Annotated in this window: 20 protein-coding genes and 1 pseudogene; 13 read left to right on the forward strand and 8 right to left on the reverse strand. The window is 67.9% G+C overall.

The window, feature by feature from the left end:
* Positions 1-187 precede the first annotated feature (187 nt).
* The 3 genes from K7G60_RS33700 to K7G60_RS33710 form a co-directional block, all read right to left on the reverse strand.
* A complete protein-coding gene (locus K7G60_RS33700; RefSeq protein ID WP_225804762.1) occupies positions 188-1,918 on the reverse strand; it encodes a VCBS repeat-containing protein in 1,731 nt (576 codons plus the stop codon).
* 147 nt (positions 1,919-2,065) lie between these two features.
* On the reverse strand, positions 2,066-4,561 hold the full coding sequence (locus K7G60_RS33705) for a hypothetical protein (RefSeq protein ID WP_225804763.1): 2,496 nt from the start codon (positions 4,559-4,561) through the stop codon (positions 2,066-2,068).
* A 188-nt stretch (positions 4,562-4,749) separates the two neighbouring features.
* Positions 4,750-5,409, reverse strand: coding sequence for a hypothetical protein (locus tag K7G60_RS33710; protein WP_225804764.1), 660 nt, complete (start codon positions 5,407-5,409; stop codon positions 4,750-4,752).
* 916 nt (positions 5,410-6,325) lie between these two features.
* Here K7G60_RS33710 and K7G60_RS39290 point away from each other — a divergent pair.
* The 4 genes from K7G60_RS39290 to K7G60_RS33735 all read left to right on the forward strand — a co-directional run bounded on the left by K7G60_RS39290 (position 6,326) and on the right by K7G60_RS33735 (position 13,704).
* Positions 6,326-12,328 (forward strand): RHS repeat-associated core domain-containing protein, encoded by a 6,003-nt coding sequence (locus K7G60_RS39290; protein ID WP_308082894.1) that lies wholly within the window; start codon positions 6,326-6,328, stop codon positions 12,326-12,328.
* Between the two features lie 42 nt (positions 12,329-12,370).
* Entirely contained in the window at positions 12,371-12,514 is a 144-nt protein-coding gene (locus tag K7G60_RS33725; protein WP_225804765.1) for a hypothetical protein, read from the forward strand.
* 111 nt (positions 12,515-12,625) lie between these two features.
* Positions 12,626-12,853 (forward strand): hypothetical protein, encoded by a 228-nt coding sequence (locus K7G60_RS33730; RefSeq protein ID WP_225804766.1) that lies wholly within the window; start codon positions 12,626-12,628, stop codon positions 12,851-12,853.
* Positions 12,854-12,871: 18 nt separating this feature from the next.
* Positions 12,872-13,704 (forward strand): IS5 family transposase gene (locus tag K7G60_RS33735; RefSeq protein ID WP_225804767.1). Its coding sequence is split into 2 segments (ribosomal slippage): positions 12,872-13,219 and positions 13,222-13,704, totalling 831 coding nucleotides; the frame shifts between segments, so codons are not numbered across the junction.
* Here K7G60_RS33735 and K7G60_RS33740 read toward each other — a convergent pair.
* Positions 13,696-14,175 (reverse strand): hypothetical protein, encoded by a 480-nt coding sequence (locus K7G60_RS33740; protein WP_225804768.1) that lies wholly within the window; start codon positions 14,173-14,175, stop codon positions 13,696-13,698. The two genes, K7G60_RS33735 and K7G60_RS33740, sit on opposite strands and share 9 nt — an antisense overlap.
* A gap of 282 nt (positions 14,176-14,457) precedes the next feature.
* Between K7G60_RS33740 and K7G60_RS33745 the strand changes: the two genes are divergently transcribed.
* Positions 14,458-14,805 (forward strand): hypothetical protein, encoded by a 348-nt coding sequence (locus K7G60_RS33745; protein WP_225804769.1) that lies wholly within the window; start codon positions 14,458-14,460, stop codon positions 14,803-14,805.
* 152 nt (positions 14,806-14,957) lie between these two features.
* Here K7G60_RS33745 and K7G60_RS33750 read toward each other — a convergent pair whose 3' ends face one another.
* Positions 14,958-15,143 carry a hypothetical protein gene (locus K7G60_RS33750; RefSeq protein WP_225804778.1) on the reverse strand — a complete coding sequence of 62 codons (186 nt, stop codon included), beginning with the start codon at positions 15,141-15,143 and terminating at the stop codon, positions 14,958-14,960.
* A 267-nt stretch (positions 15,144-15,410) separates the two neighbouring features.
* Here K7G60_RS33750 and K7G60_RS33755 point away from each other — a divergent pair, with 267 nt between their 5' ends.
* The 3 genes from K7G60_RS33755 to K7G60_RS33765 all read left to right on the forward strand — a co-directional run bounded on the left by K7G60_RS33755 (position 15,411) and on the right by K7G60_RS33765 (position 16,755).
* Complete coding sequence (locus tag K7G60_RS33755) at positions 15,411-15,614, forward strand: cold-shock protein (RefSeq protein ID WP_093872186.1); 204 nt, start codon at positions 15,411-15,413, stop codon at positions 15,612-15,614.
* A gap of 562 nt (positions 15,615-16,176) precedes the next feature.
* Positions 16,177-16,425, forward strand: a complete 249-nt coding sequence (locus tag K7G60_RS33760; protein ID WP_225804770.1) for a hypothetical protein — start codon at positions 16,177-16,179, stop codon at positions 16,423-16,425.
* Between the two features lie 117 nt (positions 16,426-16,542).
* Entirely contained in the window at positions 16,543-16,755 is a 213-nt protein-coding gene (locus K7G60_RS33765) for a hypothetical protein (protein WP_225804771.1), read from the forward strand.
* A 149-nt stretch (positions 16,756-16,904) separates the two neighbouring features.
* Here K7G60_RS33765 and K7G60_RS33770 read toward each other — a convergent pair whose 3' ends face one another.
* Positions 16,905-18,023 (reverse strand): acyl-CoA desaturase, encoded by a 1,119-nt coding sequence (locus K7G60_RS33770; RefSeq protein WP_225804772.1) that lies wholly within the window; start codon positions 18,021-18,023, stop codon positions 16,905-16,907.
* A gap of 7 nt (positions 18,024-18,030) precedes the next feature.
* Positions 18,031-19,041, reverse strand: a complete 1,011-nt coding sequence (locus K7G60_RS33775) for a ferredoxin reductase (protein ID WP_225804777.1) — start codon at positions 19,039-19,041, stop codon at positions 18,031-18,033.
* Between the two features lie 132 nt (positions 19,042-19,173).
* Here K7G60_RS33775 and K7G60_RS33780 point away from each other — a divergent pair, with 132 nt between their 5' ends.
* On the forward strand, positions 19,174-20,313 hold the full coding sequence (locus K7G60_RS33780; RefSeq protein ID WP_225804773.1) for a CdaR family transcriptional regulator: 1,140 nt from the start codon (positions 19,174-19,176) through the stop codon (positions 20,311-20,313).
* A 364-nt stretch (positions 20,314-20,677) separates the two neighbouring features.
* Here the strand turns inward: K7G60_RS33780 and K7G60_RS33785 are convergent, their stop codons facing one another.
* Positions 20,678-21,385: a hypothetical protein gene (locus K7G60_RS33785; RefSeq protein WP_225804774.1), complete on the reverse strand. Its 708-nt coding sequence runs from the start codon at positions 21,383-21,385 to the stop codon at positions 20,678-20,680.
* A 135-nt stretch (positions 21,386-21,520) separates the two neighbouring features.
* Here K7G60_RS33785 and K7G60_RS33790 point away from each other — a divergent pair, with 135 nt between their 5' ends.
* From K7G60_RS33790 to K7G60_RS33805, 4 genes and pseudogenes are all read left to right on the forward strand, one after another.
* Complete coding sequence (locus tag K7G60_RS33790) at positions 21,521-21,766, forward strand: hypothetical protein (protein ID WP_374115726.1); 246 nt, start codon at positions 21,521-21,523, stop codon at positions 21,764-21,766.
* Positions 21,767-21,892: 126 nt separating this feature from the next.
* Positions 21,893-22,360, forward strand: coding sequence for a hypothetical protein (locus K7G60_RS33795; protein WP_225804775.1), 468 nt, complete (start codon positions 21,893-21,895; stop codon positions 22,358-22,360).
* Positions 22,361-23,263: 903 nt separating this feature from the next.
* Positions 23,264-23,371 (forward strand): keywimysin-related RiPP, encoded by a 108-nt coding sequence (locus tag K7G60_RS33800; RefSeq protein ID WP_165995458.1) that lies wholly within the window; start codon positions 23,264-23,266, stop codon positions 23,369-23,371.
* Between the two features lie 190 nt (positions 23,372-23,561).
* Positions 23,562-24,207: pseudogene (locus K7G60_RS33805) on the forward strand (asparagine synthase); the annotation flags it as partial.

Here is a 24,207-nt window from a genome sequence, read left to right on the forward strand (position 1 = left end):
TCGCCACATAGAGAGGCCACATTGGGCGTGTCTCAGGAACTCGCTGCGGTGGAGATGACCGACGCTTTGCGTGCACGGCGATGGGAGGGTGGCGCGGTGTCACGACGGGCCGGCCGCGGGATCGGCCGGGGTATGGCATAGGGGAGGCCCGTTGGACGGGCCTCCCCTATGACGCGTTGATGGTGTCTCAGGAGAGCAGGTTGTAGGTGTTCCAGCCGCCGCCGATCCTGGTCCGGGTGGCGAATGGCGCGGTGGCCTTGCCGGTGCCGCGGTACAGCCACAGGACCCCGGCCCTGTCCCGGGCCACCGCGTCCGCCCTGCCGTCGTCGGTGAGGTCTCCGGCGACGACGAGCTGGTCATACACGCTCCAGCCGCCGCCGATCTTCGTGCGGATGGCGTACGGAGCCGTACCGCTGCCCGTTCCCCGGTACAGCCACAGGACCCCGGCCCTGTCGCGGGCCAGCAGGTCGGCCCGGCCGTCGCCGGTGACGTCGGCGCCCCCGGCGAGCCGGTCGTACACGCCCCAGCCGCCGCCGACCTTCACCCGGGTCTTGAACCGCGCCCCGGTGAAGCTGCCGGTGCCCTTGTAGAGCCACAACACCCCGGCCTTGTCCCGCGCCAGCAGGTCCACGTACCCGTCCCGGTCGAGGTCCCCGGCACCGCCGATCCGGTCGTAGATGCCCCAGCCGCCGCCGACCTTGACGCGCGGCGCGTACGGCTTGCCCGTGACGTACTGGCGGTCGTAGTACCAAAGGAAACCTGCCGCGTCGCGGGCGACGAGGTCGCCCCGGCCTCGCGTGACGGCCGAAGGCTTCACACCTGCCTGGTAGTACAGGTTCTGGGTGTAGGGCGAGAGGGAGGTGATGGAGTTGTAGGTCTGCCAGCCGGCGCCGATCTCGGTGGGCTGCTGGAAGGGTGCTGCGGTGCGGCGGGTGCCGTCGTACGCCCACAGATGGCCAGTGGTGTCACGGGCGTGCAGCCCATGTGCGGGAAGGCGGGGCTGGCCGAGCAGGGTGAACGGGCTGCTCTTGGCGGTGACGTCGCTGCCGGGGGCGTGTACGTCGTAGATGTCGATGTTGGTCCTGGCCCGGAGCCTGAGTGCCTGCTGGTCCTCTGCGCCGGTCAGCTCGTAGCTGATGGTGTGGTCGCCGGGCTCGACACGGCACTGCACGTTCAGCGCGTCGATGTGGAGTTGTTCCGACTGGTAGGAACATGTGGCGTCCGGGGTGGCCGTGACGTTGCCGAGCCGGACCGTTCCGGGCCATCCCCACACCTGGCCCTCGTCGATGGAGAAGAGCAGGCTCACCGTGGCCGCGTCCTTGGCATGGACGTGGAACTGCTGACGGACCGTGCCCCCGGCGGGGACGTCGGGCATGTCGAAGTCGACGGTGTTGAGCGCCGCGGAGGCAGCTGACTTCACGGTGACCTTGCCCGTGCCGCGCTGGGCGTCCGCCGGAAGGGAGCCCGCGCTGCGGGCCGCTCCCACAGCCTCGGCAAGATCGCCGTCGGCGGGGAGGGGAGCGAAGCCCCAGTAGAGGGTCGTGTCGACGGCGCCTGCAGGGACGAGGACGTCGGGCTTCTGGTACGTCGGGCCGTCGCAGACGAAGACGCCGGTGTACCCGGTGGGCTGTGCGCACTCGTTGGCGCGGGGCACGTAGCTTTCGGGGAAGCCGGCGCCCGCGCCGGCCGGGTCGGTCATCGGCTGCGTACCGACGGCGATGACGACCTTGCCGTAGACGGCTCCGGACTCGACGATGGGGTAGAAGCGCGGCGCCGATCCCGGTGCCGCTACCGCGTCGTACCCCGTCAGACGTAGTTCGTCGGCGGCAGTCGCGGAGTGCGGCGTGAGGAACGTCGCCGCGGTGAGGAGTCCGGCGGCCGCACTGAACGTGGCCGCGCGGCGGGTGATGTCTCTCATGGGTCCTTCACATGGGTTTGCGTGTGTGAGCTGGCCCTGCGCAAGGTGTCGCCGTGGGGCGATGGCGGAGTGACCGGCGGGCAGGCGTGCCGAACCTTCGGGGAGGACACGGCACGCCTGCTTGAGGCGCGGGAGGCACGGTGCTCGCTAGAAGATGCCGGTGATGTCTGTCGCCCATCCTGCGGTGCCGGCTAGACGTGGTGCTTCGTGGCCGGTGGGCGTGCCGGGGTAGGTGAGGAGGCACCCTGTGGGGCAGAGTCTGCTGGTCCAGTTACCCGCTGAGTCCATGCACTGGACGGGCGTATCGGGGTCGGCGGGCGTGGTGGCCCAGAAATCGCCGTACTCCTCGCCAACCATCGGGATGAACCGCTTGAAGTTGTAGGTGACGGGCTGGTTTTTCGGGTCATCGGGCGGAAGATCGGGCGAAGGCTGCGTGGTGACCGTGGCGGCCTGCAGGGTGCCTTGCAGGTTGCCGGGAGAGGTCAGGTAGGGCCGCTGGGTCCAGCCGCCGGTTCCGTAGACGCTAGGCGGGTAGAGGAGCTTGTAGCCGCTGTTCGGGCACTTCTCCGCGTCGTTGATGCAGCCGGGGTAGAGGTAGAGCTTGCCGTCGCTGGGATCCCGGGCCACCAGATCGGCGTAGGAGTCACCGTTGATGTCGTTGACGGCGAGGTTGGTGAGGTCACGCCAGCCGCCGGTTCCCAGGAGAACCGGCTCACCCCAGTTGAAGGGCTGCGTCTGGTTCTGGCCACCACCGCCGACCGCGAGGCCGCTGTAGAGGATGAGGCGGGCGCTGACGCACTTCAGGTCTGCTGTCTCGACATTGGCGTTCTCCCAGATGCACTCGACCGTGATGAGGTCGTTGCCCGGCTTGCCGTCGATGTCGCCGGGCAGCAGGATCTGTCGGAGTCCCGCCCACTGGTGCTTGGGCTGAGAGGGATTGGCGAGCCACTTGCGGGTGTAGGCCCAGGGAGAGCCCACTCCATTGCCGGGATACACGTAGAGGTTGTTGTTGGACAGGCGGACGAGGAAGTCCTCGTAGCCGTCGGGGGCCGAGTCGACTGAGCTCATGCCCTTCAGATCGCCGCGGTGGGCGATGAGCGCTCCGCTCCAGCCACCGGTGCCAGCGTTCTGGCGGGCCGCCAGGGGACCGAGGTTGCCGTTTCCACCGTAGAACCAGAGCTTGCCGTCAGGGTCGGTAGCTACGAAGTCGGCGAATCCGTCACCGCTGAGGTCGCCGGGTCGGTCGTGCTTGGAGCTGCCGATAGTCGGGTCGGAGTTCTCCTTCTCGTACACGTATGTCGGCTCGGTCGTGGTGAGGGAGACTTGGTCGTCGCCGCCGGCAAGCACGGATCGGTTGCCGAACGTGTCGTAGGCGATGACGTTCAACTTGGCGACGGGGTGCGCGAACGGCGTGATGGTGACGGTCGCGGTGTGGTTTGCGTCGGTGCCCGCGTCGACCCAGGTGCCGTTGGGGCAGCGAGGGGTGGTGACGGTGGACAGCGTGTGGTCCATGGCCCAGCAGTAGCCCTCGATGTCGCTCACCGGGTTGGTGAACTTGAACTGCCGGGGGACGCGGGCCGCGTAGCTGTCGGTGGCCTCGCCAGCCCTCGTGCCGTCGGAGTCGAGGACGGTGACAGGCTTGTCGGGACCCTTCAGGTCGACGCTGAAGGAGCAGGCGGCAGTAGAGGCGCTGGTCGTGTTCTCGTTGTCCTTGGCGTAGAGGCTCCAGGTGTAGGTGCCGTTCCCCAGCTTTGTGGCGGGCACCAGCACGCTGACTTCACCAGAGCCATTCACGCTGTCGGAGTTGGGGGAGAAGGTGATGGCGGTGCCGCTGGAGTTCTTGACCGAGAAGTAGGCGGTGACGTTGCCGCCGTCCTGGTCCTTGATCTTCGCGGTCAGGGTGATGCCGCTTCTGCCGATGCGACCGCCGCAGGCGACGGGGTTGTTGCCGTCGCCGGACTCGACGTAGTAGCCCTCGTAGGCGGCCTTGCTGATGACGGTGGGCTTGTAGTTGTAGTCGACCTCGAGCTGGGGGTCGTTGCGGAACCGCTTGTAGGCGTTGTGGTTGCCCGCGTAGCTGGCCGGGGCGCGGAGCCCGAGGACCAGGGTGCCCCACTCGTTGTCGGCGGCCTGTTGTACGTAGGCCTTCAGCGCGTCGCTGGTGAAGTCGTGCCCGACGTCACCGGGGCAGAACCTGTCGTTGCCGCCGAAGAAGGAGTCGGAGTCCAGTCTGCTGCCCCAGACCTGGGTGTTCCAGGTGGGCGTGGTGCCGATACCGCCGGCCGACCACAGCTCGGTCGGGCCGACGGAGGAGTCACAGACATAAGAGTGGGTCTGGGTGACGGCGAACCTGGCGCCGGTGGTGGTCGCGTTCTCGAGCCCGTTGGTGTTCATGGCGAAGAACGAGGCGGTGTCGCCGGTGTCGTTGTACCCCACCCGCGGTTCGTCCCAGGGGTTGGAGGAGTTCCAGCCCGACCCATTGGGGTAGGCAGCGTTGGGCGTCGCCGAGTAGACCACCGCCCACTTCTCAACATCCCCACCGCTGAAGTAGGGATCGATGACGAGGGGGAACTGGTCGGCAGAGGCAAGAAGCTCCGCGTCCGGGGTGAGCGTGAGCGTGTCACCGCTGACATCTGCGGTCACCGGCGCACTGTCGGGCAGGTCCGGTTCCGAAGCAGCGGCCAGAGACCGGACCAGCGTCTTCGCCGTGGTGCCTGACTGCTCCTCATCGGAGGAGACGGCCGGCTGCTCCCACATTTTGGGACTGGGCGCGCTGAAGACGGTCTCGCCGTTCTCATCCTTGGCTAGCAGCTGGTTGTCGGCGGTCTCGGTCAGGGTGATGCCGTCGGTCTCGAGGCCGAGTTCGATGCTACGCAGGGCTGGGTGGCGGCGGCTTCGGGCGTGTGGATCACCAGGTGCTGGGCGAAGCCGCTGACGTTGGCGATGAGCTGGAGGTCGACCCCGGGCAGGACTGAGGGGTAGGTGGCGGTGTCACCGTCCACGACCGGCGCGGGAAGAGCGGAGGGCCAGGTCAGGGCGAGCTTTTTGCCGTGCTTGACCATGGTGGCCAGTGGCTGGCTGCCGCCGCCGGAGAACGTGATCGGGAACACCGGTGCCGACGGACCGATCGAACCGTCGGAGTGCTTTACCAGCGTCGCGTCGGTCTCGCGCCACATGCCGTCGAACCGCGTCCACTTCGGGACTCCGTAGGAGCGGCGGGTTGTCGAGCCATCGGGGTTGGCGAAGAACTCGGTGCTCTCCTGCCGGCGGTCGAGGATCTCGATGCGCTTGCCTGTCCTGGCCGCCTCGTCGTAGGCGGCCTCTTCGAACATCGCGGACGGCGTCTGCGATGCCTCTGTCTCCGACGCCGTGAGAACGGTCGTGGGCGAGGAATCGGGCAGAGCGACTGCCGCGGAGACCGGCAGGCTCAGAGCTGTGGCTATTGCCACAGCCAACGCTCTGCGGCCGCGTCTATAACGGGTGGCGTTCATGGGCTAGTGCCTTTCCGGAGGGCACGGTTTTCCGCAAAGCGCGAGAAAGGAATCCTGTCCCCCTGGGCGGGGACTCTAACCCGCAGGCGTGACAACCCGATACATCAGGCCTTCACGTAACCCGCGCGGATGAGTGCGGACCCTTCATGGTGCCTGCGGGCGGTCTAGCCATTCTGTCGTGCGAAGCTTGTCGAGATGCGGCTTATGCTCACTAGTGGATCGTAAAGTGCTTGCTTGGGTGCTTGGTTGGGCTTGTTGGGAGTCGTCATCGAGGGGAGGGGGTAGACCTGACGAACTTGAGTATCGCCTTCTGTTTTTGATTTCCATCCGGCAGGTGGTCGTGTTCTATTCAGCCGATCATCAGGCTTCATGTGCAATCTGGGGTGGGGATCTCAATGTTGTTCCGCAGTGGCTTCGCCATGCCTTTTTATAGGCGTACGCAAAGACGCATAACAGCGTATCCAGTGCGGATGGGAATAGTGGGTGTCCTCTCGGCAGCGCTGAGCGTTTCGCTGCTCACGGCTCCCACATGGGCCGCATCTCCCGAGATCTCCGGCCCTCCGCCCGTGCCGGGCACCAAGTCGGTCGAGGGGACCGACTTCGTTCCCACGGGCCTGAAGCGGAAGCCTCAGCCGTCCACGTCATGGAAGGCACCAGCTGTCACCTGGCCCGTCCCCGCGACAGAGGAGCTCGTGCTTCAGCCTGCGGCAGCGGATGCCGTCACGGTGGGCGGCCTACCCGTCCGCCTTACAACGCCTTCAGCCCACGATGCTCAGAAGGCCATGGCCATGCCTGCCAGGATGGAGCTCGCGGTCAAGGACCGTGCCACCGCACGCGCCGCAGGTATCGAAGGCCTCCTGATGACCTTGCGGCCCGCCCCAGGGCAGCAGCTCCTGGCGGACCGGTTGGCGTCGAGGTGGATTACAGCGCCATCCGCGGCGCCTACGCGGCCGGCTGGGCCTCGCGTCTGCGGCTGGTGACGCTGCCCGCATGTGCGCTGACGACGCCTGGGAAGGCCGAGTGCCGCAAGCAGACTCCGCTGGCGACCGAGAATGACACCAGCGCCCACACTCTCACCGCCACCGCTCCTGTCGATCCCGTGCAGCCTTCCGGCGTCTCGTCGAAGATGCTCGCCTCGACTTCACCCACCCTGGCTGCGAGTTCCGCAGGGGCGACCGTCCTGGCAGCCACCGCCGGCGCGAGTGGCAGCGACGGCTCGTTCAAGGCCACATCCCTGGCCCAGTCCGGATCGTGGTCGGCGGGCGGAAACTCCGGCGGCTTCGGCTGGAGCGTACCCATCGATGTCCCCGCCGCCCCCGGTGGCCTGGCACCGAAGGTCGCCCTGTCCTACAACTCCTCCTCGGTGGACGGACGCACGGCATCGACGAACAACCAGGCATCGTGGATCGGTGAGGGCTGGGAGTACTCACCCGGCTTCATCGAGCGCCGCTACGCCTCCTGCGAGAACGACAAGCAGGGCGGCAACAACACCACCAAGACCGGCGACCTGTGCTGGAAGTCGGAGAACGCCACCCTCTCCCTGAACGGTTCGTCCAACGAGCTCGTCTGGGACGCCACGAAGAAGACGTGGAAGCTCCAGAGCGACGACGGCTCCCGCATCGAGCGGATCTACGACGCCCAGTCGAACGACTCCGGTGACGATGACGAGGACTTCGAGTACTGGAAGGTCACCACTCTCGACGGCACCCAGTACTGGTTCGGCAAGAACCGCCTTCCTGGCTTCACCAGCGGCAACGCCGAGACCAACTCCGTCTTCTCCGTCCCCGTCTACGGAAACCACAGCGGCGAGCAGGGACACGCCACCGACTACGCCTCCTCCGCGGAACGGCAGGGCTGGCGCTGGAACCTCGACTACGTCGTCGACCCCCACGGCAACGCCATGGCCCTCTACTACACCAAGGAGCAGGGCTACTACGCGCAGAACAACAAGTCCGACGCCCCCCAGCCGTACACCCGCGGTGGGTACCTCAACCGCATCGACTACGGCCTGCGCGCCGGTGCCGTCTACACCACGACCAACCCTGCCGGCCGTGTCACCTTCACCACCGCGCCGCGCTGCAAGGCGACAGACTGCGCCTTCACCGAGGCCAATGCCACGAACTGGCCCGACACCCCGGTCGATCTGAACTGCACCTCCGGCACTGAATGCCTCCAGGCCTCACCATCGTTTTGGTCCAAGCAGCGCCTGACCGGCATCAACACCTTCTCCCTGGTGGGCACCGGCATGGTGGCCGTCGACAGCTGGGCCCTGGAACAGTCCTTCCCTGCGACCGGTGACATCTCCACTCCAGCGATGTGGCTCGACTCCGTCCAGCGGACCGGCAAGGCCGGGCCCACTGCCGATATCACCCTGAACAAGGTGTTCTTCGAGGGCGATCTCATGCCCAACCGGGTTGATGCCGCAGAGGGTCGGCCTCCGCTCTATCGCAAGCGCATTACCAAGATCACCAACGAGACCGGTGGTCAGACTCTCGTCACTTACAGTGCTGCCGAGTGCACCCCGACGACGCTGCCCGCAGCCGACACCAACAACAAGCGCTGCTATCCCTCCTGGTGGACCCCGGACGGCGCCGTCGAGCCGGTCAAGGACTGGTTCCACAAGTACCTGGTCACCCGTATCGAGGAGAACGACACCACCGCCGGCAGCGGCTCCGAGACCAAGGTGACCTCCTACAGCTACTCCGGCGGCCCGTACTGGCGCCGTGACACCAGCGAGTTCACCCTCGACAAGCACCGCACCTGGAACGTCTTCCGCGGCTACACCACCGTCAGCACCTACAGCGGCGGCGACACCAACCGGGTCAAGACCACCAAGACCTACTATGTGGGCATGGCCGGCGACACCCTCGCCGACGGCAGCACGCGCCCTGGCTGGGCCATCAATGGCATCACCGACCGCGAAGACTTCGCCGGCCGTGTCGCCACCTCCAACGTCTACGACAACGAGGGCGCCGACGGCAAGATCGTCACCAAGACCACCTACGTCCCCTGGGAATCTGGGGTAACGGCTACCCAGCCGGTCGAAGGCATCACCGACCCCGACAAGCCCGACACCCCCGCCCCCACCCTCCCCGCTAAGACGGCACACCTGTCCGGCACCGAGACCGAGAAGAACAGCACTCTCCTCGACAACGGCACTAACTGGCGTACTCTCACCACCACCCGCACTTACGACACCACCTACGGGCTGCTCACCAAGGAGACCGACGATGGTGCGGGCACCGTCGAATCCCGCTGCACCCTGACCGACTACGTCACGCCGGACATCGACAACTGGCTGATCTCCTACCCCAGCGAGGTCATCACCACCGATAACGGCGCCTGCCTGACCCGCCCAGGCGAAGTCACCGGCAGCGCCCGCACATACTACGACGGCAAGACTCTCGGTGCCGCCCCGGACGCGGGCAAGGCCAACACCACCAAGACCGAGCAGCTCGCCCGCTACAACAGCGACAACACCCCTGTGTGGGAGACGGTCTCGCAGGCTACGCACGACCAGTACGGCCGCGTTCTTGTCGCCAAGGGGCAGGACGACCAGCCCGTCACCACCACCTACACTCCGGCCACCGGCGCTCAGCCGACCACGGTGCAGGTCGCCAACGTCAAGACCCACACCACTTCCACCACCTACGACGGCATGCGCGGCCTGGTCCTGGCCACCACCGAAGCGAACGGCCGCACCGCCAGTAACGAGTACGACACCCTCGGCCGTCTGACCAGGGCCTGGAGCAGCGGCCGGGCCAAGACACTGCAGCCCAACGCGACCTTCACCTACAACCTCTCCACTACCGTCCCCTCCACCGTCATCACCAAGAAGCTCTACGAAGACGGCCTGTGGGGCACCAGCGTGACCTTCTACGACTCACTGCTGCGCGCACGCCAGACCCAGACCGACTCCATCGGTGTGACCGGCCGCGTCGTCACCGACACCTACTACGACACGCACGGCCGCGCCTATCTCACCAACGCGCCCTTCTACAACAGCAGTGCCGTGTCGACGACCGCCATGCTCGTCGTCGCCCCGAAGGACATCCCGCAGGCAGTCCGGACGACGTACGACGGTCGCGGCCGGGTCTTCGAGAGCATCCAGCTGTCTCTGAACGCGCCTCAGTGGCAGAGCACGAACACCTACGGCGACTACTGGACGGCCACCGTCCCCCCGGCGGGCGGCACCGCCTCTCTCACCCTCCTCGATGTCCGCGGCCGTACGGTCGAGGAACGCCAGTACAAGGACCGCAACCCCGTCCCTGATGCGGCACAGACCCAGTACGAGAAGACCACCCGCACCTACAATTCCGCCGGTCTCCTCGCCTCGCTCACCGACTCCTCCGGCCGCAACACCTGGCGCTACACCTATGACCTGCGCGGTCGGCAGGTGACCACAGTCGACCCCGACAAGGGCCCCAGCACCACCCACTACGATCAGCTCGGACGCATCGACACGGTCACCGACTCGCGCGGCACCCTCTACAACGGCTATGACGAGCTCGGCCGCAAGCTCAGCCTTCGCGTCGGATCGATCACCGGTACCAAGCTCGCCGCCTGGACCTACGACACCGCCACTGGCGGCAAGGGCCTGCTCGCCACCTCCTCCCGGTTCGACTCCTCGATCACGGCGAACGCCGAGTACAAGACCACGGTCCGGGGATATGACTCCACCGGCCGGTCTACCGGTACGACGGTCACCGTCCCGAGGGTGACCGGGGAGGAGCTGCTCGCCGGCACCTACACCGTGGCCACCACCGCCACACCGGTCAGCAGCCTGCCGCAGACGGCCGCGTACAGCACCACGAACACCAGCGCCACCACCGCCCTGCCCGCCGAGACGGTCACCAGCCACTACGGCTCGAACGACACCCTGGGCATCATCGACAGCTCGCTCAACCACGCCTACCTGCGCGGCGCCGGATACACCGCCTTCGGTGAACTCGCCCAAGCCCAGCTCGGCAACCTCGGCAAGCTCGTCACCCAGACCCTCACCTACGAGACGTCCACCCGGCGCCTGATCAGCAACCAGATCAACCGCGAGGCCACCGGCCCCGCCACCCTGTCCAACATCACCTACGGCTACGACCCGGCCGGAAACATCACCTCCATCCGGGACGCACAGAACGACGGCACCGTCACCGACGACCAGTGCTTCACCTACGACTGGGCACGCCGCCTCACCGACGCCTGGTCCTCTGGCGACGCCTGCGCCACCAAGTCCGTCAACGGCACAGGCAGCCCCAACCTGGGCACGGTCGACCCGTACCGGACCTCCTGGACGTTCACCGACACCGGCCAGCGCAAGACCGAGACCCAGTACAAGGCCGGCGCGATCACCGCGGACACCACCCGCACCTACACCTACCCCACCACCGCCGGCGCGCCCCGGCCTCATGCGGTGGGCAGCGTCGCCGCGACCGGTGGCGCCACCGGAACAGACACCTACACCTACGACGACACCGGCAACCTCGTCAAGAAGGCCCCGGCCAGTGGCCCGGTCCAGGACCTGACCTGGACCGAAGAGGGCAAGCTCAAGACCTCGACCATCGGCGGGCAGACCACGTCGTTCCTCTACGACGCCGAAGGCACCCGCATCATCAAGCGCGACCCGGCCAAGACCACGCTCTACCTGCCGGGCGGCCAGGAACTCGAACTCACCCGCGCGGCCGGTACCACCCCCGCCGCCCTCACCAACGGCACCCGCTACTACACCGTCCCCGGCGGATCGGCGATCCGGACCAGCAAGGACAACAGCGTCCGCATCCTGGTCTCCGACCACCACAACACCAATACCCTCTCCATCTCCGCCAGCAGCCTCGCCACCAACCGCCGCAAGACCCTCCCCTACGGTGGACAGCGCGGAGCCGCCCCCTACTTCTGGCCCGGCACCAAGGGCTTCGTCGGCGGCGACATCGACACCACCACCGGCCTAACCCACATCGGTGCCCGCGAATACGACACAAACCTCGGACAGTTCATCAGCGCCGACCCACTCCTCGAAATCGACAAGCCCCAGACCCTCAACGGCTACGGCTACGCGGGCAACAGCCCCATCACCTTCTCCGACCCCACCGGCACCTGTCTCGACGCTGGCAACGGCCACTGCGAGGACGACACCGCCTTCACCCCGAACGGCAACATCAAGCCGGACGACGGGCAGCCCGACGACGGCGACAGTGGCGGCGACGGCGACGGCGACAGCGGCACCAACAATGGTGACAACACCGGTGGTAACCAGGGCGGAAGTTCTGGTCTTCCGAACCTCGACGACTCGAAGACCTCGTGCGCGCTCTACCCGATGACATCTGGAAAGTGCTCTGCACTGCCCCTCTACTACGGTGACATCACCTACCCGAACGGCTATCGGACGGACGCCGCCTTCCTTTCCATGGTCGACAGCCTGGAGCCCTACGACATTTCTGACATGTGGGCGAATGGGCTCGGCCAATACTTCCCGAACCTTATCTTCGGTCCGAAGTCGAAGATGACTCGCCTCATCGCCGGGTCCGATCACAATAAGAGCCTTGAGAAGGACATCGCAGAGTCGGTCCGTATGAACAAGCACGAGGGCGGCATCGGGGCGAAGTCCAAGTGGGTCGCGGGGAACCGGCACGGGAGTTGGAAGGACTTCGTGGGCCTGTTCACCAGGTTCGGCAACGGCGACCTGGAAGCGGTGGAAGGATCATGGAGCGAAAGTTATCAGGTCGCGAAGGTCAATTCCCGCGCTCGTACCGTGACGGTCAATTTTAAGGCGTCGAACACCACGGGCTGGGTTTCCTTCTGTCATGACCACATGTGCGGCGGTCCCGGACAGGACATCACTCGTGGGACCGGTGCGTCTCTTCGTCAGGAGTTCTACTGGACCAAGGTGATATCTTTGGACCAGTGGTCTAGTAGTCCGAACTATTGATCCGGCCCCGGCGTTTCGCCCCGGCTTCGAGGAGGGTCTCTGATGGAGACAGTGGGGCAGCTACTGGCGGCGATCGTCTTTGTCGGTGTCGCCGGTTCACTGCTCGCGGTGGTCGTCACCGCCGTGGTGGTGAGGCGCTGGCGCAAGCGAAAATTCGAGGAGATCCGCGCCGAATGGGGGGAATGAGATGAATCCTCCGGAATGCTGAGTACCAATGATCTCGCGGCCCGGGGCCGACGGCAGAACTGCCGTCGGCCCCGGACCGTTTCCGGATCAGGCCGCGAATACTGCGCCTGCTTGCCGATCGAGCGGCTCGGCATGATCGCGCTCGTGGCGCTGATGGCCGGCGGAGTGACCGCCTGTCCACCGGCTCCAGAGAGCGTCATAGCGGTGGAGGCGGTGGACGGTTCGACCGCCCAGCTGCTGACCGTGATCTGCTCCGAGTTCACCGCGGACCAATTTGGGGTGTACCAGGGCGATGGACCCGACGACGATCTGCGTAAGACGTCGTTTCTTATGGTGTGATCGTTCGTTGAGCCGTGCATGACGGATCTCGTGGAGCGACTGGTGCCGGACGAGTTGTGGGTGCTGTTCCGGCGGGTGGTGCCGCCGACGGTGGTGATACGTCCGCAGGGCGGTGGCCGGCGCCGGGCGGGCGACCGTGAGGCTCTGGCGGCGATCATCTTCATGGCTACCTCGGGCTGCACGTGGCGGCAGCTGCCGCCGGTGTTCGGCCCGAGCTGGCAGACGGTTTACCGGCGCTTCGTCCAGTGGAGCCGGGACCGGGTCTGGGCCCGGCTCTACCGCGTAATCCTTGACGAACTCGGAGCACGGGGCGAGCTGGACTGGTCGCGGTGCGCGATCGACTCGGTCAGTCTGCGGGCGGCAAAAGGGGGCCACTGACGGGACCGAATCCGACCGACCGCGGCAAGCTGGGATCGAAAATCCACCTGATCTGCGACCGGAACGGGCTTCCGCTGTCCTTGGGCATCTCCGGCGCGAACATGCACGACAGCCTGGGCCTGGAGCCGCTCGTCCGGGGCATCCCACCCATCCGCTCCCGCCGCGGGCCGCGGCGCCGACGGCTGGCGAAACTGCACGCCGACAAGGGCTACGACTACGACCACCTGCGGCGATGGCTCCGTCAGCGGGGCATCCGCCACCGCATCGCACGCAGGGGCGTCGAGTCCTCACAGCGGCTGGGCCGGCACCGGTGGGTGGTTGAGAGAACCGTGTCCTGGCTGGCCGGCTGCCGACGGCTCCACCGGCGCTACGAACGCAAGGCCGAACACTTCCTTGCCTTCGTCGGCATAGCCGCAACCCTCATCGGCCACCGCCGACTCACCCGCCTGAATGCGCAAGGGCATTCAGTGTGAGGTTCCAACCCTGCTGGTCCAGACCCGCAGGGGCGTGATCTCAGGCTCTGGCATGGCCTGCTCCAAGCGTCTCTCCGCGTCGTCCAGGTCCGACCAGGCGACGATGCCGGGCATGCTGTCGGCCAGAAACCCCTCGACGACCAGACCAAGATGCTCGGAAACCACGTAGGTGCCGTTGAACGGCAACTCCTCCGGAGGAACGGAGCCGGTCGAGCACCGCAGCTGCCCGGCCTGCCTGTCGTGCCACACATAGAACGTCGCTACTCCGGAAAAGCCCAGCTCGCGAATGCGTTCCCGGATGCCGGCAGCAGTCTGCTCGAAGGCAGCGACCACCTCGGCAGCGGACAACGACTGCCGATCCTCGTCCCCCGCACCCAGCGACCAGGTGTTGGTCTCCCACTCCACCCGCCGGTCACCCGGCTCCAATGCCAACGGCTCTTCGGCCACCTCAGCGATCCACGTCAACAGCACTGAAGCAGTATCCCCGCATCGAGTGGCCCAAGAACCACCATAAGAAACGACGTCTTATCCCTGGGAACTGTGCGGTCTGTTCGCTGTTTCGCGTGCTGGCATGGGTGTGCGACGCTGAAGAGACACGAGACCGGCCGGCGCCACGGGCGGCGGCCTTTGGGACTTGGGAGTTGCCCCCACTCCGGGCACCCGGATCCCGCCATCGTCGTCCACCCCCTCCTCCTCGAACCGGGGGTGTTTCGTCTGTGGGCTCATCAACCCCCGGAAGGGGGCGTGCCCAGCATGAACGTCACCACCACGATCACCGGTACCACCGCCCGCATCACCCCGCATGGGGAGATCGACTTCGGCACCCTGCCCTTGCTGCACGCCGCTGTGGACCGATTGCCGTCACATGTCACCGACCTGCTGTGGGACCTGGAACACACCTCCTTCACCGATCTGACCGGCCTGCGCCTGCTGTTCGGCCCCGCCCCGCAGAGTAGCCCGCACCGCAGGACGGCGGCGACAAGACTGCACGACCAGCCCCTGCACCTCCTGCTGCTGGCCGCTGACCTCTTTCCCGCGGCCTACGACATCTCCCGGCTGATCCCCGACACTCCCGCCGGCCTGATGGCCCCCGGGTCCTGAGCAACCCCAGGACCGGACTTCTCGACGAGGCGGCCGCGGGACGCATCAGCTGACGCGGATCACACGGGCGGACACCTCATGCTTCTGCAGACCCCTCTTGAGGCCGCGCGGCAGGCGGCCACCCCGAGGCCACCTTCTTCGCCTGCGCGCCCCTACGCCGACGCCACCTCCGGCTTCGGATCCAGTGCGGCGAGTGGAGAGCGCTGGCCCTTTACGACCCGGCGGAGCTCCTCCCCGTCGACCTCGGGATGCGCGTCGACGTCGGCGGCGCGGTAGAGCGGGACATCGACCGCACCGGCCCGCGAGGGAGGGGCCTGGGGCTGGCCGCAGCCCTGCATGTCGCCTCCTACGGCGCCCTTGAACCTCTGGCCCGCGCTGCGCCCCGGGCTCTTGAGGGTCGTTTGTCTCCTGGGGTATGAGGCGTTTCCTGTGGTGACAGAGGGTGCGGGCGTGTACCGTCCCTGTTAGCTGTCGTGGTTCGGATCTTCCCTTTGCCCATGCTCTCGGCGTGGGCTTTTTTGCTGTGCTGTGCCGCAGGAACCAGGGCGATCACCTCCGCCTCCCGCAAAGCGCGGGAGGCGTTCATCGACTGGAAGGCATGAGACATGGCTACGGGAACTGTGAAGTGGTTCAACGCGGAGAAGGGCTTCGGCTTCATCGCCCAGGACGGCGGTGGCCCGGACGTCTTCGCCCACTACTCGGCGATCAACTCCTCGGGCTTCCGTGAGCTCCAGGAGGGCCAGAGCGTGACGTTCGACGTCACCCAGGGCCAGAAGGGCCCCCAGGCGGAGAACATCACCCCGGCCTAACCCTCCCCGCCTCCGCCTGCGGGCACCGAGATCGGTTCTGCTTCCCGACTGCCCGGTAGCGGGCGACCCGAACGACGGAAGCCAGGCCGGCGGCCCAGAGGCAATGGATACGCACCGGACGAGGGCTGCGAGACGGCGCGCGGCCCTTGTCCGTGGTGGTGCACCGCCGTCTCCCGCGCGGCCGCTCCATGGAGCAGGGGGCCGGGTACCGCCGCCGTGCAGAGGCGCTTAGCCTGCCTGACTGCTCGGCCGCTTGGACAGGGAAGCACGTCAGGACCAGAGGGTGCGGAGGGCAGTCAGCGGGGTGCTCAGGGCGATACCCGGGCTGGTCTGTATCCGGCGTTCCTGAGTTTGCCTGACCTCAAGGGAGTGCAGGATCGAGGCATGATTGAGCCGCGCCGACGCGTTGTCGCAATCATGCGTGCAGGTTTGTTGGGACCTCTCCCGTGTGAGATGAGGTGACGGTGCCGTCGGTGCCGGCCCGGGTTTTGGCGGGCACGCAGCCGGTCCTGCGTGACTGGCTCCCGCGGTACGGGAGACGGTCGAGGCGATCGTGCGGGCGGTGGGAGCCGGCGACGGCATCCTGATCGCCCTGCTGACCCGGTTCACGCACCTCGTGGACTTCTACGCCCCCATACACCTGCGCACCACACTGTGCGAAACAACGGGCCTACGCCCGGACACGACGCTCTCGTTTGCGTCTGACTGCAGTCCGCTTCACGATGCCGGCTACGCCGGGGTGCTCGGCCAGGCCGACTCTCTCGAGAGGGTGACGTGGAGGCTGCCGGATCGTTTCAGCCTGTGTGAATGATGTATTCCGCTTTTTCGTTCCGGCCTTCAGCCGCAGTCCGGTCCACACCAGCATGCCGGGCCGGGTCCTAGCGTCCGCGGTGGCAGTCGTGGCGCCTCCGAGCGAGGGGGCGTCGGGGTGAGGGGGCAGTCGTTCTACTGGTGTCGCTCCTGCCGCGGGCCTCTCTACGCCACCAGTTCCCCCTCGATTCCGGCCGGCTGGGACTGGGAGATCGACCATCAGCAGCCCGGCGACTGCGCCAACGGGCACCTGATGCCCCTGACCGGCACCGCCACCGTCCCTGAAGATCTACCCAACGCACCACGCGTGCTGCTCGTCCTCGAATCCTGACTCCCGAACCGTCGGCGCCCAAGGCAGGCCCGCCCCCCTCCCGCGCCAACAGGAAGGCACCGGTCGGCAGACGCAGACCTGTTCCACCGCAGCTGACCGGACCGGCGGTGCCGCCGGTCCGGCCGAAAAATCTGAACCAATACCGGGAATCAGGCCGCGACGAGCTCCTGCTCGAGGCCCGGCATCTCGACCTTGGGCTTCTTGTTCGGCAGCGAGAGCCGGAAGACTTTGCGCCACGCGGAGAACACCTGCTTGGGCAGCGGCCCGGTGACGTACTCCAGCTCGTACTTCTCGAACAGCGCGCGCACCTTCACCGCGACCTCGGCGTACCGGTTGCTCGGCAGGTCGGGGAAGAGGTGGTGCTCGATCTGGTGCGACAGGTTGCCGGTCATGAAGTGCATGGCCCTGCTGCCGCTGATGTTCGCCGAGCCCATCATCTGACGCAGGTACCACTGGCCGCGCGTCTCGCCCTTGATCGACCGGCGCTCGAAGACCTGTACGCCCTCGGGGAAGTGCCCGCACATGATCACTGAGTGGGTCCAGAGGTTGCGGACCAGGTTCGCGGTGAACGTGGCGGCGAGCGTGGGGAGGAACGACGGGCCCGACAGCAGCGGGTGGATCACGTAGTCCTTGAGTACCTGCTTGCGGATCTTGCGGCCCACGGCCTTGGCCTGCGTGCGGAACTCGGGGTCCTTGCGGCGGAGCTTGTGCAGGTTCTTACCCAGCTCCAGGTCGTACGCGGCGATGCCGTACTCGAAGAAGCAGGCGTTGATGAAGTTCCACAGCGGCTGGCCGAGGTGGAACGGGTGCCACTTCTGGTCCTCGTCGACGCGCATGATGCCGTAGCCGAGGTCGTTGTCCTTGCCGATGACGTTGGTGTACGTGTGGTGCAGCTCGTTGTGCGAGTGCTTCCACTGGTCGGCCGGCGAGACGTGATCCCATTCCCAGGTGGTGGAGTGGATCTTCGGGTCCCGCATCCAGTCCCACTGGCCGTGCAGGATGTTGTGGCCGATCTCCATGTTGTCCATGATCTTCGCCACGGACAGACCGGCGGTGCCGATCAGCCACGCGGGCGGGAAGATCGAGAACAGCAGCACGCCCCTGCTGGCCAGCTCGAGCTTGCGCTGCGCCGAGATGACCTTGCGGATGTAGGCGGCGTCCTTCTCGCCGCGGCCGGCGATCACCTCGTCGCGGATAGCATCCAGCTCGCGGCCAAGCTCCTCGATCTGCTCCGCGGTCAGGTGGGCGGTGGGGTCGATAGCGGTCAAGGTGCTCCTACCGTTCGATGTCGCAGGGGCCCGCCGCGGCGGACACGCAGGTCTGGATGAGGACGCCCGGCTCGGCCTCGGTGATCTCGCCGGTGCGCAGGTCGCGGACGGCGCCGGCCTTGAGCGGCGTGACGCAGCCGAAGCAGATGCCCATGCGGCACCCGGAGGGCATGAGCACGCCGGCCTCCTCGCCGATGTCCAGCAACGGCGTGGCGCCATCCGCGTCGACGGTCTTGCCGCTGGCGCTGAACGTGACCTCGCCGCCGTCGCCCGCGACGACGATGCTGGGGCGGAAGCGTTCGGTGTGCAGGCGCTCTGGTACGCCGTGCTCGCTCCAGTGCTCTTCGGCGGCGTCGAGCAGGCCCGCGGGCCCGCACGCCCAGGTCTCGCGCTCGGCCCAGTCGGGCACGAGTTCGTCGAGCCGGGCGATGTCGAGCATGCCGTCCGTGTCGGTGTGCACCTCGGTGAGCCGCAGCTTCCCGGCCGCGACCAGGTCGTGCAGTTCCTTGCGGAAGATCACATCTTGCGGCTGTGGCGCGCAGTGGACCATGACGACGTCGTCGAACTCGGTGTCGCGCAACATGCCCATCACGGGAGTGATGCCGCTGCCGGCCGTCAGGTAGAGCACCTTGGCGGGCTTGGCCTGCGGCAGCACGAAGTCACCGGTCGGCTGGTCGAGCTGGATCAGCGTGCCCGGTCTTGCCCTGCGGACCAGATGGTTGCTGACCTTGCCGCCCGGGATCGCCTTCACGGTGATCGTGACGCGGCCGTCCTGGCGGTTCGTCGGCGAGGTGAGGGAGTAGGCACGCCACAGGCGCACCCCGTCGACGTCGACCCCGATCCGCACGTACTGACCGGCTGTGTGGCCGCGCCAGCCCCGCCCCGGCCTGATCACGACAGTCGCGGCGTCACCCGTCTCGGGCTGCACGGCCTCGATGCGCCCACGCAGGTCAGCACCCGCACGCAGCGGGCTGACCAGGTCGAGATAGTCCGACGGCAGCAGCGGCGTCGTCACCATCTCCAACAGTTTCCACGCCCTGCTGCGAAGGGCTGCACTCGTCATGACTCCAGCTTGATGCGCCTCAAGGCGTAAAGTCCTGACCGCAGGACGTAAAACTGATCGGCAGAATTGTTCGCAGGAAACAAAATCATGAGCCATGCAATTCGGAGGGCCAGCGAACTGGCCCTGGACGAGACGACGGTCACCGCACTTCGGGCAGCGCTGAAGACCACCGCCGACGAGGTCGTCCAGGCGATCATCGACGAGGTCCCTCCCTACGCCAACGCCCTCTCGGGCCACATGGGCGCCACCATCCGCCGAGCCGTCCGCACCGCCCTGGGGCACTACCTGGACCTCGCGAGCGGGAACGCCACAGGCGGCGACGCCGGTGACGCAGCCTACGAGCTGGGCCGCGGCGAGGTCCGCGACGGCCGTTCGATGGACGCCCTGCTCAGCGCCTACCGCGTCGGCGCCCGCGTGGCCTGGCGATGCCTGGCAGCCGGTGCCGTACCCGCAGGTCTGCCCGCCGCCCAGGTCGCCAAGTTCGCCGAGCTGACCTTCGCCTACATCGACGAGCTCTCCGCCGCGAGCGCCGCGGGCCACGCCGACGAACTGGCCGCCCGGGGCAGAGCCCACGAGCGCCACCTGGAACACCTGGCTCGCAACCTCCTCGCCGGCGCGAGCCCGGACGTACTGCTGGCCTCTGCTCAACAGGCCGGGTGGCAGCCTCCGATTTCGCTGACCGCGGTCCTGCTGCCCGCCGCCCAGACCCGGCCGGCCTACCGCGCGCTCGACCCGAACACCCTCGTCCTCGACGATCTGCCAGACGCCACCGGTGTGCTGCTCGTCCCCGATGCCGACCGATCACATCTCTTGCGGCAGCTCACCGACCGCACCGCCGTGGTCGGCCCGGCCCGGCCATGGACCCGTGCGTCCGCCTCGTACGCACGAGCCGTACGCGCACGCTCCCTCTCCAGCGATATTCGCGACGTCGAGGACCACCTGCCCGAGCTGGTGCTGAGCGCCGATATGGACGCGTTCGCAGACCTGCGTGCCCGAGCCCTCGCACCGTTGCGGACCTTGCCTGTCGCGACCGCACGGCGGCTGGAGGAGACGCTGCGGGCGTGGCTGCTGCACCAAGGCAGGCGGGACGAGGTGGCGGCGTCTTTGTTCGTCCATCCCCAGACAGTCCGATACCGGATGCAGCAGCTGCGGGAGCTGTTTCCGGATCTCGCATCGCCACACCGGGTCCTTGAACTGACGATGGCGGTCGGTCTTCGGGTCAGCTGACACATACGTCGACCAGATTGCCCTGCTGCTCACCGGCACCGCCCGCGCCGTCGCCGTCGATGTCCGCCGCGCCGCTGACATCTGGAGCCTGGGCGCCTCCCTGTTCTGGTGCTGGACCGGACAGCGCCCCGTCGCCTACGACGACGGCCTCGACCGGCTGGAGAAGCGGGCAGTCATCGCCAAGGGCACCATCACAGCGCTGCGCGGCATCTGGCCGTGGCCGTTCCCCGAGTTCGAAGACGCCATCACCGCGCGCCTCGCCCCCGACCCCGCCGACCGCCCCACCGCGAAGGAGCTGACCACCGCATGGTGACCCTGCGCGCCGCGCCCTGGTGCTCGACGACGCTGCCGCCCTCACCCGCGTCTACAGCGGTGCCTCCATCCGGCACACCACCGGCAAACCCCTCACCCACGACCAAGCCCACGAGAAGGCCGACAGTGTGGCGGTCGTCCGGATGTTCCTCGCCGACCGGCTCGGGTTGTTCCTCCAGGGCGAGGAGGCCAAGGACCGCATCGACGACGCCGTACGCAAACTGATCGAGGTCCGCGACCCGGTGGGGACGGCCGACATGGTCACTGTCCTCGCCGGCCAAGCCGCCTCGCTGTTGGCTGCGAACGCCGGACCCGACGGCGATCCGGAGGCCTGTTCGACACTACGATCCGCGCGAAGGCTGCGCGGTCGGCGACGCCGGCCGCCGCCGATGCGGCGGTCGTCGGCCAGTCCGGTAAGCGGGCCGAACTCGCGGGCAAGCTGGTTCCACGTCAGAACCTCGCCACAGCGGGCCGGGAACTCCTTCGGGTTGAACTCGGGCATGGTCCAGGTGCCAGTGCCCCGGTCCCGCAGCCACAGGTCCCCGTCACCGTCGACCACAGTCGGCGGGACCGGGACGGGCTCGGCCCGCTCGGTGGGCTCCCAGGTGACCCGGCCCGGGTGGGAAACGAGGCGCAGCTCGGTGGTGGCCAGCCGCGCTGCCAAGTCACGGGTGGACTCTTCGGCGTCCTTGACCGACGCGAGTCGGAACGCGTCGTCAAGTACGGGCAGGGCTGGATTCTTGCTGCGCTTTGAACTCATACGCTGACTACCTACGGTGGGGGCGTCACATCCGTTACGGCACCCCATAGAGGAACACGGTATCCGAGACGGGAGCCGGGCGGGCCTGATGCAGGTCCGGGTGACAGGTTGAGTCACGCGGCCTGGAGGGCCGGTGTGGTCGACATAGCGCTGGCGGCCGTCGACGTCACCGCGACGGTGTTCGTGATGAACGACGGCGGCCGTTTCCGCCGCCGGCACCTGTTCGCCGAAGCCCGCCGCCACCTCGCCCTCGTCCTGCGCGGCCGCCGCCGCGCCCCCGGCCTGGACGAGGAGATCGTGGCCGCCGCCATCTCCACCCACTGCCTGGACATCAGCGAGCCGACAACCACGATCGGCCTGCTGCCGGACTGCCGCCTCTAAACCGCCCGGTGGTCCCTGTCCGACCTTCCCGCCCGCCGCTGACCACCCGCCCCCGCGCCCGGCCCGGACCTTCAGCCCCCGGCCGATCCCGGCGAGCCGCCCGTGCGTCGGCGCCCGGACCAGGGTGTGGGGGAGTGGGAGATCCCCCGCGTCCCGCTCCAGTACGAGCGCGCCGTCCTCGCCGGCGCGGCGGTCCGCGAGAAGCTGCGCACCACCACCGCCACCGCCGTGCGGGGCCGGGCGTACGACGTCGTCGCCCACCAGCACGCGGCGATGCCCGAGCAGCTGCTCGCGCCCGAGCCGGCCGACCCCGAGCACGACGACCAGGAGCCGAAGGCCGGTCGCGGGCAGGCGATCGACATGACGGCGCTGCGGGCCCTGCGGGCATCCCGCACGGACGTGGAAGCCCTCGATCTCACCGCCGACCGGCTGCGCCGCCTCCAGGACGCGTTCGCCAAGGTCGGCGACGACGCCCGCGCCCGCTCGGACCGCCCCACCACACAGGCCGACGCCAGCGCGGTGCGCCCGGACGGCCAGCAGGCGCACCGCCCGCAGGAGCTTGGACCGCACCGCGGCCGGGAGGCCGGCCACTGAGTGGACCCGATGGTGTGCGCGCACCCGGTGCGGTGGTGCGGCACCGGCGACGCCCCGCGTCCACCCCACCGAGTGGAGCCCACCGTCCGGGAGTGGACGCCATCGACGGGAGTGGGGCCGCGCCTCCACTCGGTGCGTTTCTCCTTGACCTGAGCTCAGGGCCCTGTTGGCAATTCCACTGTGGTCGTACGCGGCCCGGCGGCGTTGATCCGATCACCAGCGTCGTCGCCGGAGACGGACAGCGTCGGGGAGGCGTCAGTGTCGCTGCGTACGAGCGGGCCGGGCCGGGCCGGGCCGGGTTCCGGAAACGACGCGGAGGATCGCCGAAGCCGCCTTGCCTCAGGGCAGCCCGGCGATCAGGGTGAGGGACGCGCTGGGCGAGCTGTTCCGTGACAAGGACTTCGCAGATCTGTTACCCCAGAGAGGCCGGCCCGCGCTGTCTCCGGCCGTTCTCGCCCTGGTGTCGATCCTGAGCCGGACACACGCAAGTGCGCATTCCAGGACGGCAGCCGATGCGATGGCCGGATCGAATGCGTCCCTGCGCGACCCGTCAAGCCATCACTGCACGTTAATCCGGAGGAGACGGCCGGAAACCTTGCCGCTGTAGTCCGCCGCACATGTCTCGAAACACCCGCGCACACCGAAAACGGCATCGCTCATACCCCGGACGCGCAGGACTATGACCGACCGCTCGGGCCATTTCCGCATAAGCGCAGGTGGAGCACACGCGAAATTCTGCGGAAGCGCTTTGCCGAATGGCTTGGGAGTGCCATTGCCGGAGGAAATGCACGCACCTAGCTTTGTGCACTGCGTCGGCGCGCCCCGCTCGACAGGGCGGAGGGGCGCCGGCACCTGCACAAGAACGGAACCAGTCCTGTTCATTCCACGACGAAAGGTATGACGATGGCCTACGAGCGTCCCACTCTCACCAAGGTCGGCGACTTCCAGAAGGTCACCGGACTGGCCGGCCAGGGCAGCCCCGACCTGCTGGGCGGCCACAGCCTGCTCTGATCCGGCACGCCCCTCGGCCCCGGGCGATCCGAACTCCGACGGTACGTCCCGGGGCACGTCGGGAACGCTGCGTGGGCGGCGTACCGCGCCGCCCACGCTCGTCCCCCGTACCGCTGCTGAGACCGCATCGACCAAGAGAGGCCTGTGCATGGCGACCGGTACGTCACTACCCACGGGGGCGAGTTGGTTCGTGGTCCTTCCGGACACCGACGCCGTCGCGGCCCTGGCCGCACCGGTGCGCGCGCGTGCCGCACGGGAGATCAGGCACGCCTCGGGCCGGCCCTGGCTGCTGGGCTGCTGGCCGGAGGACAGCGCCACGACGGCGGTCTTCGGACGGACCCGGTTGTGCGTGCTGGGACAGCACGCGGTGACCGAGCGGGAGGCGGCTCGCGCCGCCGGCGCCGAATCCCCCGGAGCGGCCGAGCGACTCGCCCGTACCTGGCCCGGCAGTCACCATCTGCTCGCCAGCTTCGACGGCGACATCCTGGCCCTCGGCACCGTCACCGGCGTGCGCAGCCTCTTCGTGGCGCAGGCCCCCGGCGCGGACGGCGCGTGTGTCGCCGCCGACCGCGCCGACGTCCTGGCCGACCTGGTCGACGCGCAGCTGGACGAGGCACGGCTGGCCGTGCACCTCCTCAGCCCCGGGATCCTGCACCCCCTGACGACACAGACGGTGTGGCGCGGCGTCGACGTGGTGCCCGGCGACCACCGCCTGACGCTCGACCGCGATGGACACGCCCGTACGAGTCGGCACTGGTCGCCGCCGCCGGCCGAGCTGTCGCTCGCCGAGGGCGCCCGGCTGGTCCGCGACAGGCTGGCAGACGCGGTCGCCGTAC

The organism is Streptomyces sp. NK15101 (assembly GCF_020400725.1).
Lineage (GTDB): Bacteria > Actinomycetota > Actinomycetes > Streptomycetales > Streptomycetaceae > Streptomyces.

Excerpts from the sequence above, each read along its gene's own strand:
- K7G60_RS33700 (WP_225804762.1), bottom strand. The coding sequence starts at position 1,918 with ATGAGAGACATCACCCGCCGCGCGGCCACGTTCAGTGCGGCCGCCGGA.
- K7G60_RS33710 (WP_225804764.1), bottom strand. The coding sequence starts at position 5,409 with ATGAACGCCACCCGTTATAGACGCGGCCGCAGAGCGTTGGCTGTGGCA.
- K7G60_RS33725 (WP_225804765.1), top strand. The coding sequence starts at position 12,371 with ATGGAGACAGTGGGGCAGCTACTGGCGGCGATCGTCTTTGTCGGTGTC.
- K7G60_RS33745 (WP_225804769.1), top strand. The coding sequence starts at position 14,458 with ATGAACGTCACCACCACGATCACCGGTACCACCGCCCGCATCACCCCG.
- K7G60_RS33750 (WP_225804778.1), bottom strand. The coding sequence starts at position 15,143 with ATGCAGGGCTGCGGCCAGCCCCAGGCCCCTCCCTCGCGGGCCGGTGCG.
- K7G60_RS33755 (WP_093872186.1), top strand. The coding sequence starts at position 15,411 with ATGGCTACGGGAACTGTGAAGTGGTTCAACGCGGAGAAGGGCTTCGGC.
- K7G60_RS33775 (WP_225804777.1), bottom strand. The coding sequence starts at position 19,041 with ATGGTGACGACGCCGCTGCTGCCGTCGGACTATCTCGACCTGGTCAGC.
- K7G60_RS33780 (WP_225804773.1), top strand. The coding sequence starts at position 19,174 with ATGAGCCATGCAATTCGGAGGGCCAGCGAACTGGCCCTGGACGAGACG.
- K7G60_RS33785 (WP_225804774.1), bottom strand. The coding sequence starts at position 21,385 with ATGAGTTCAAAGCGCAGCAAGAATCCAGCCCTGCCCGTACTTGACGAC.
- K7G60_RS33800 (WP_165995458.1), top strand. The coding sequence starts at position 23,264 with ATGGCCTACGAGCGTCCCACTCTCACCAAGGTCGGCGACTTCCAGAAG.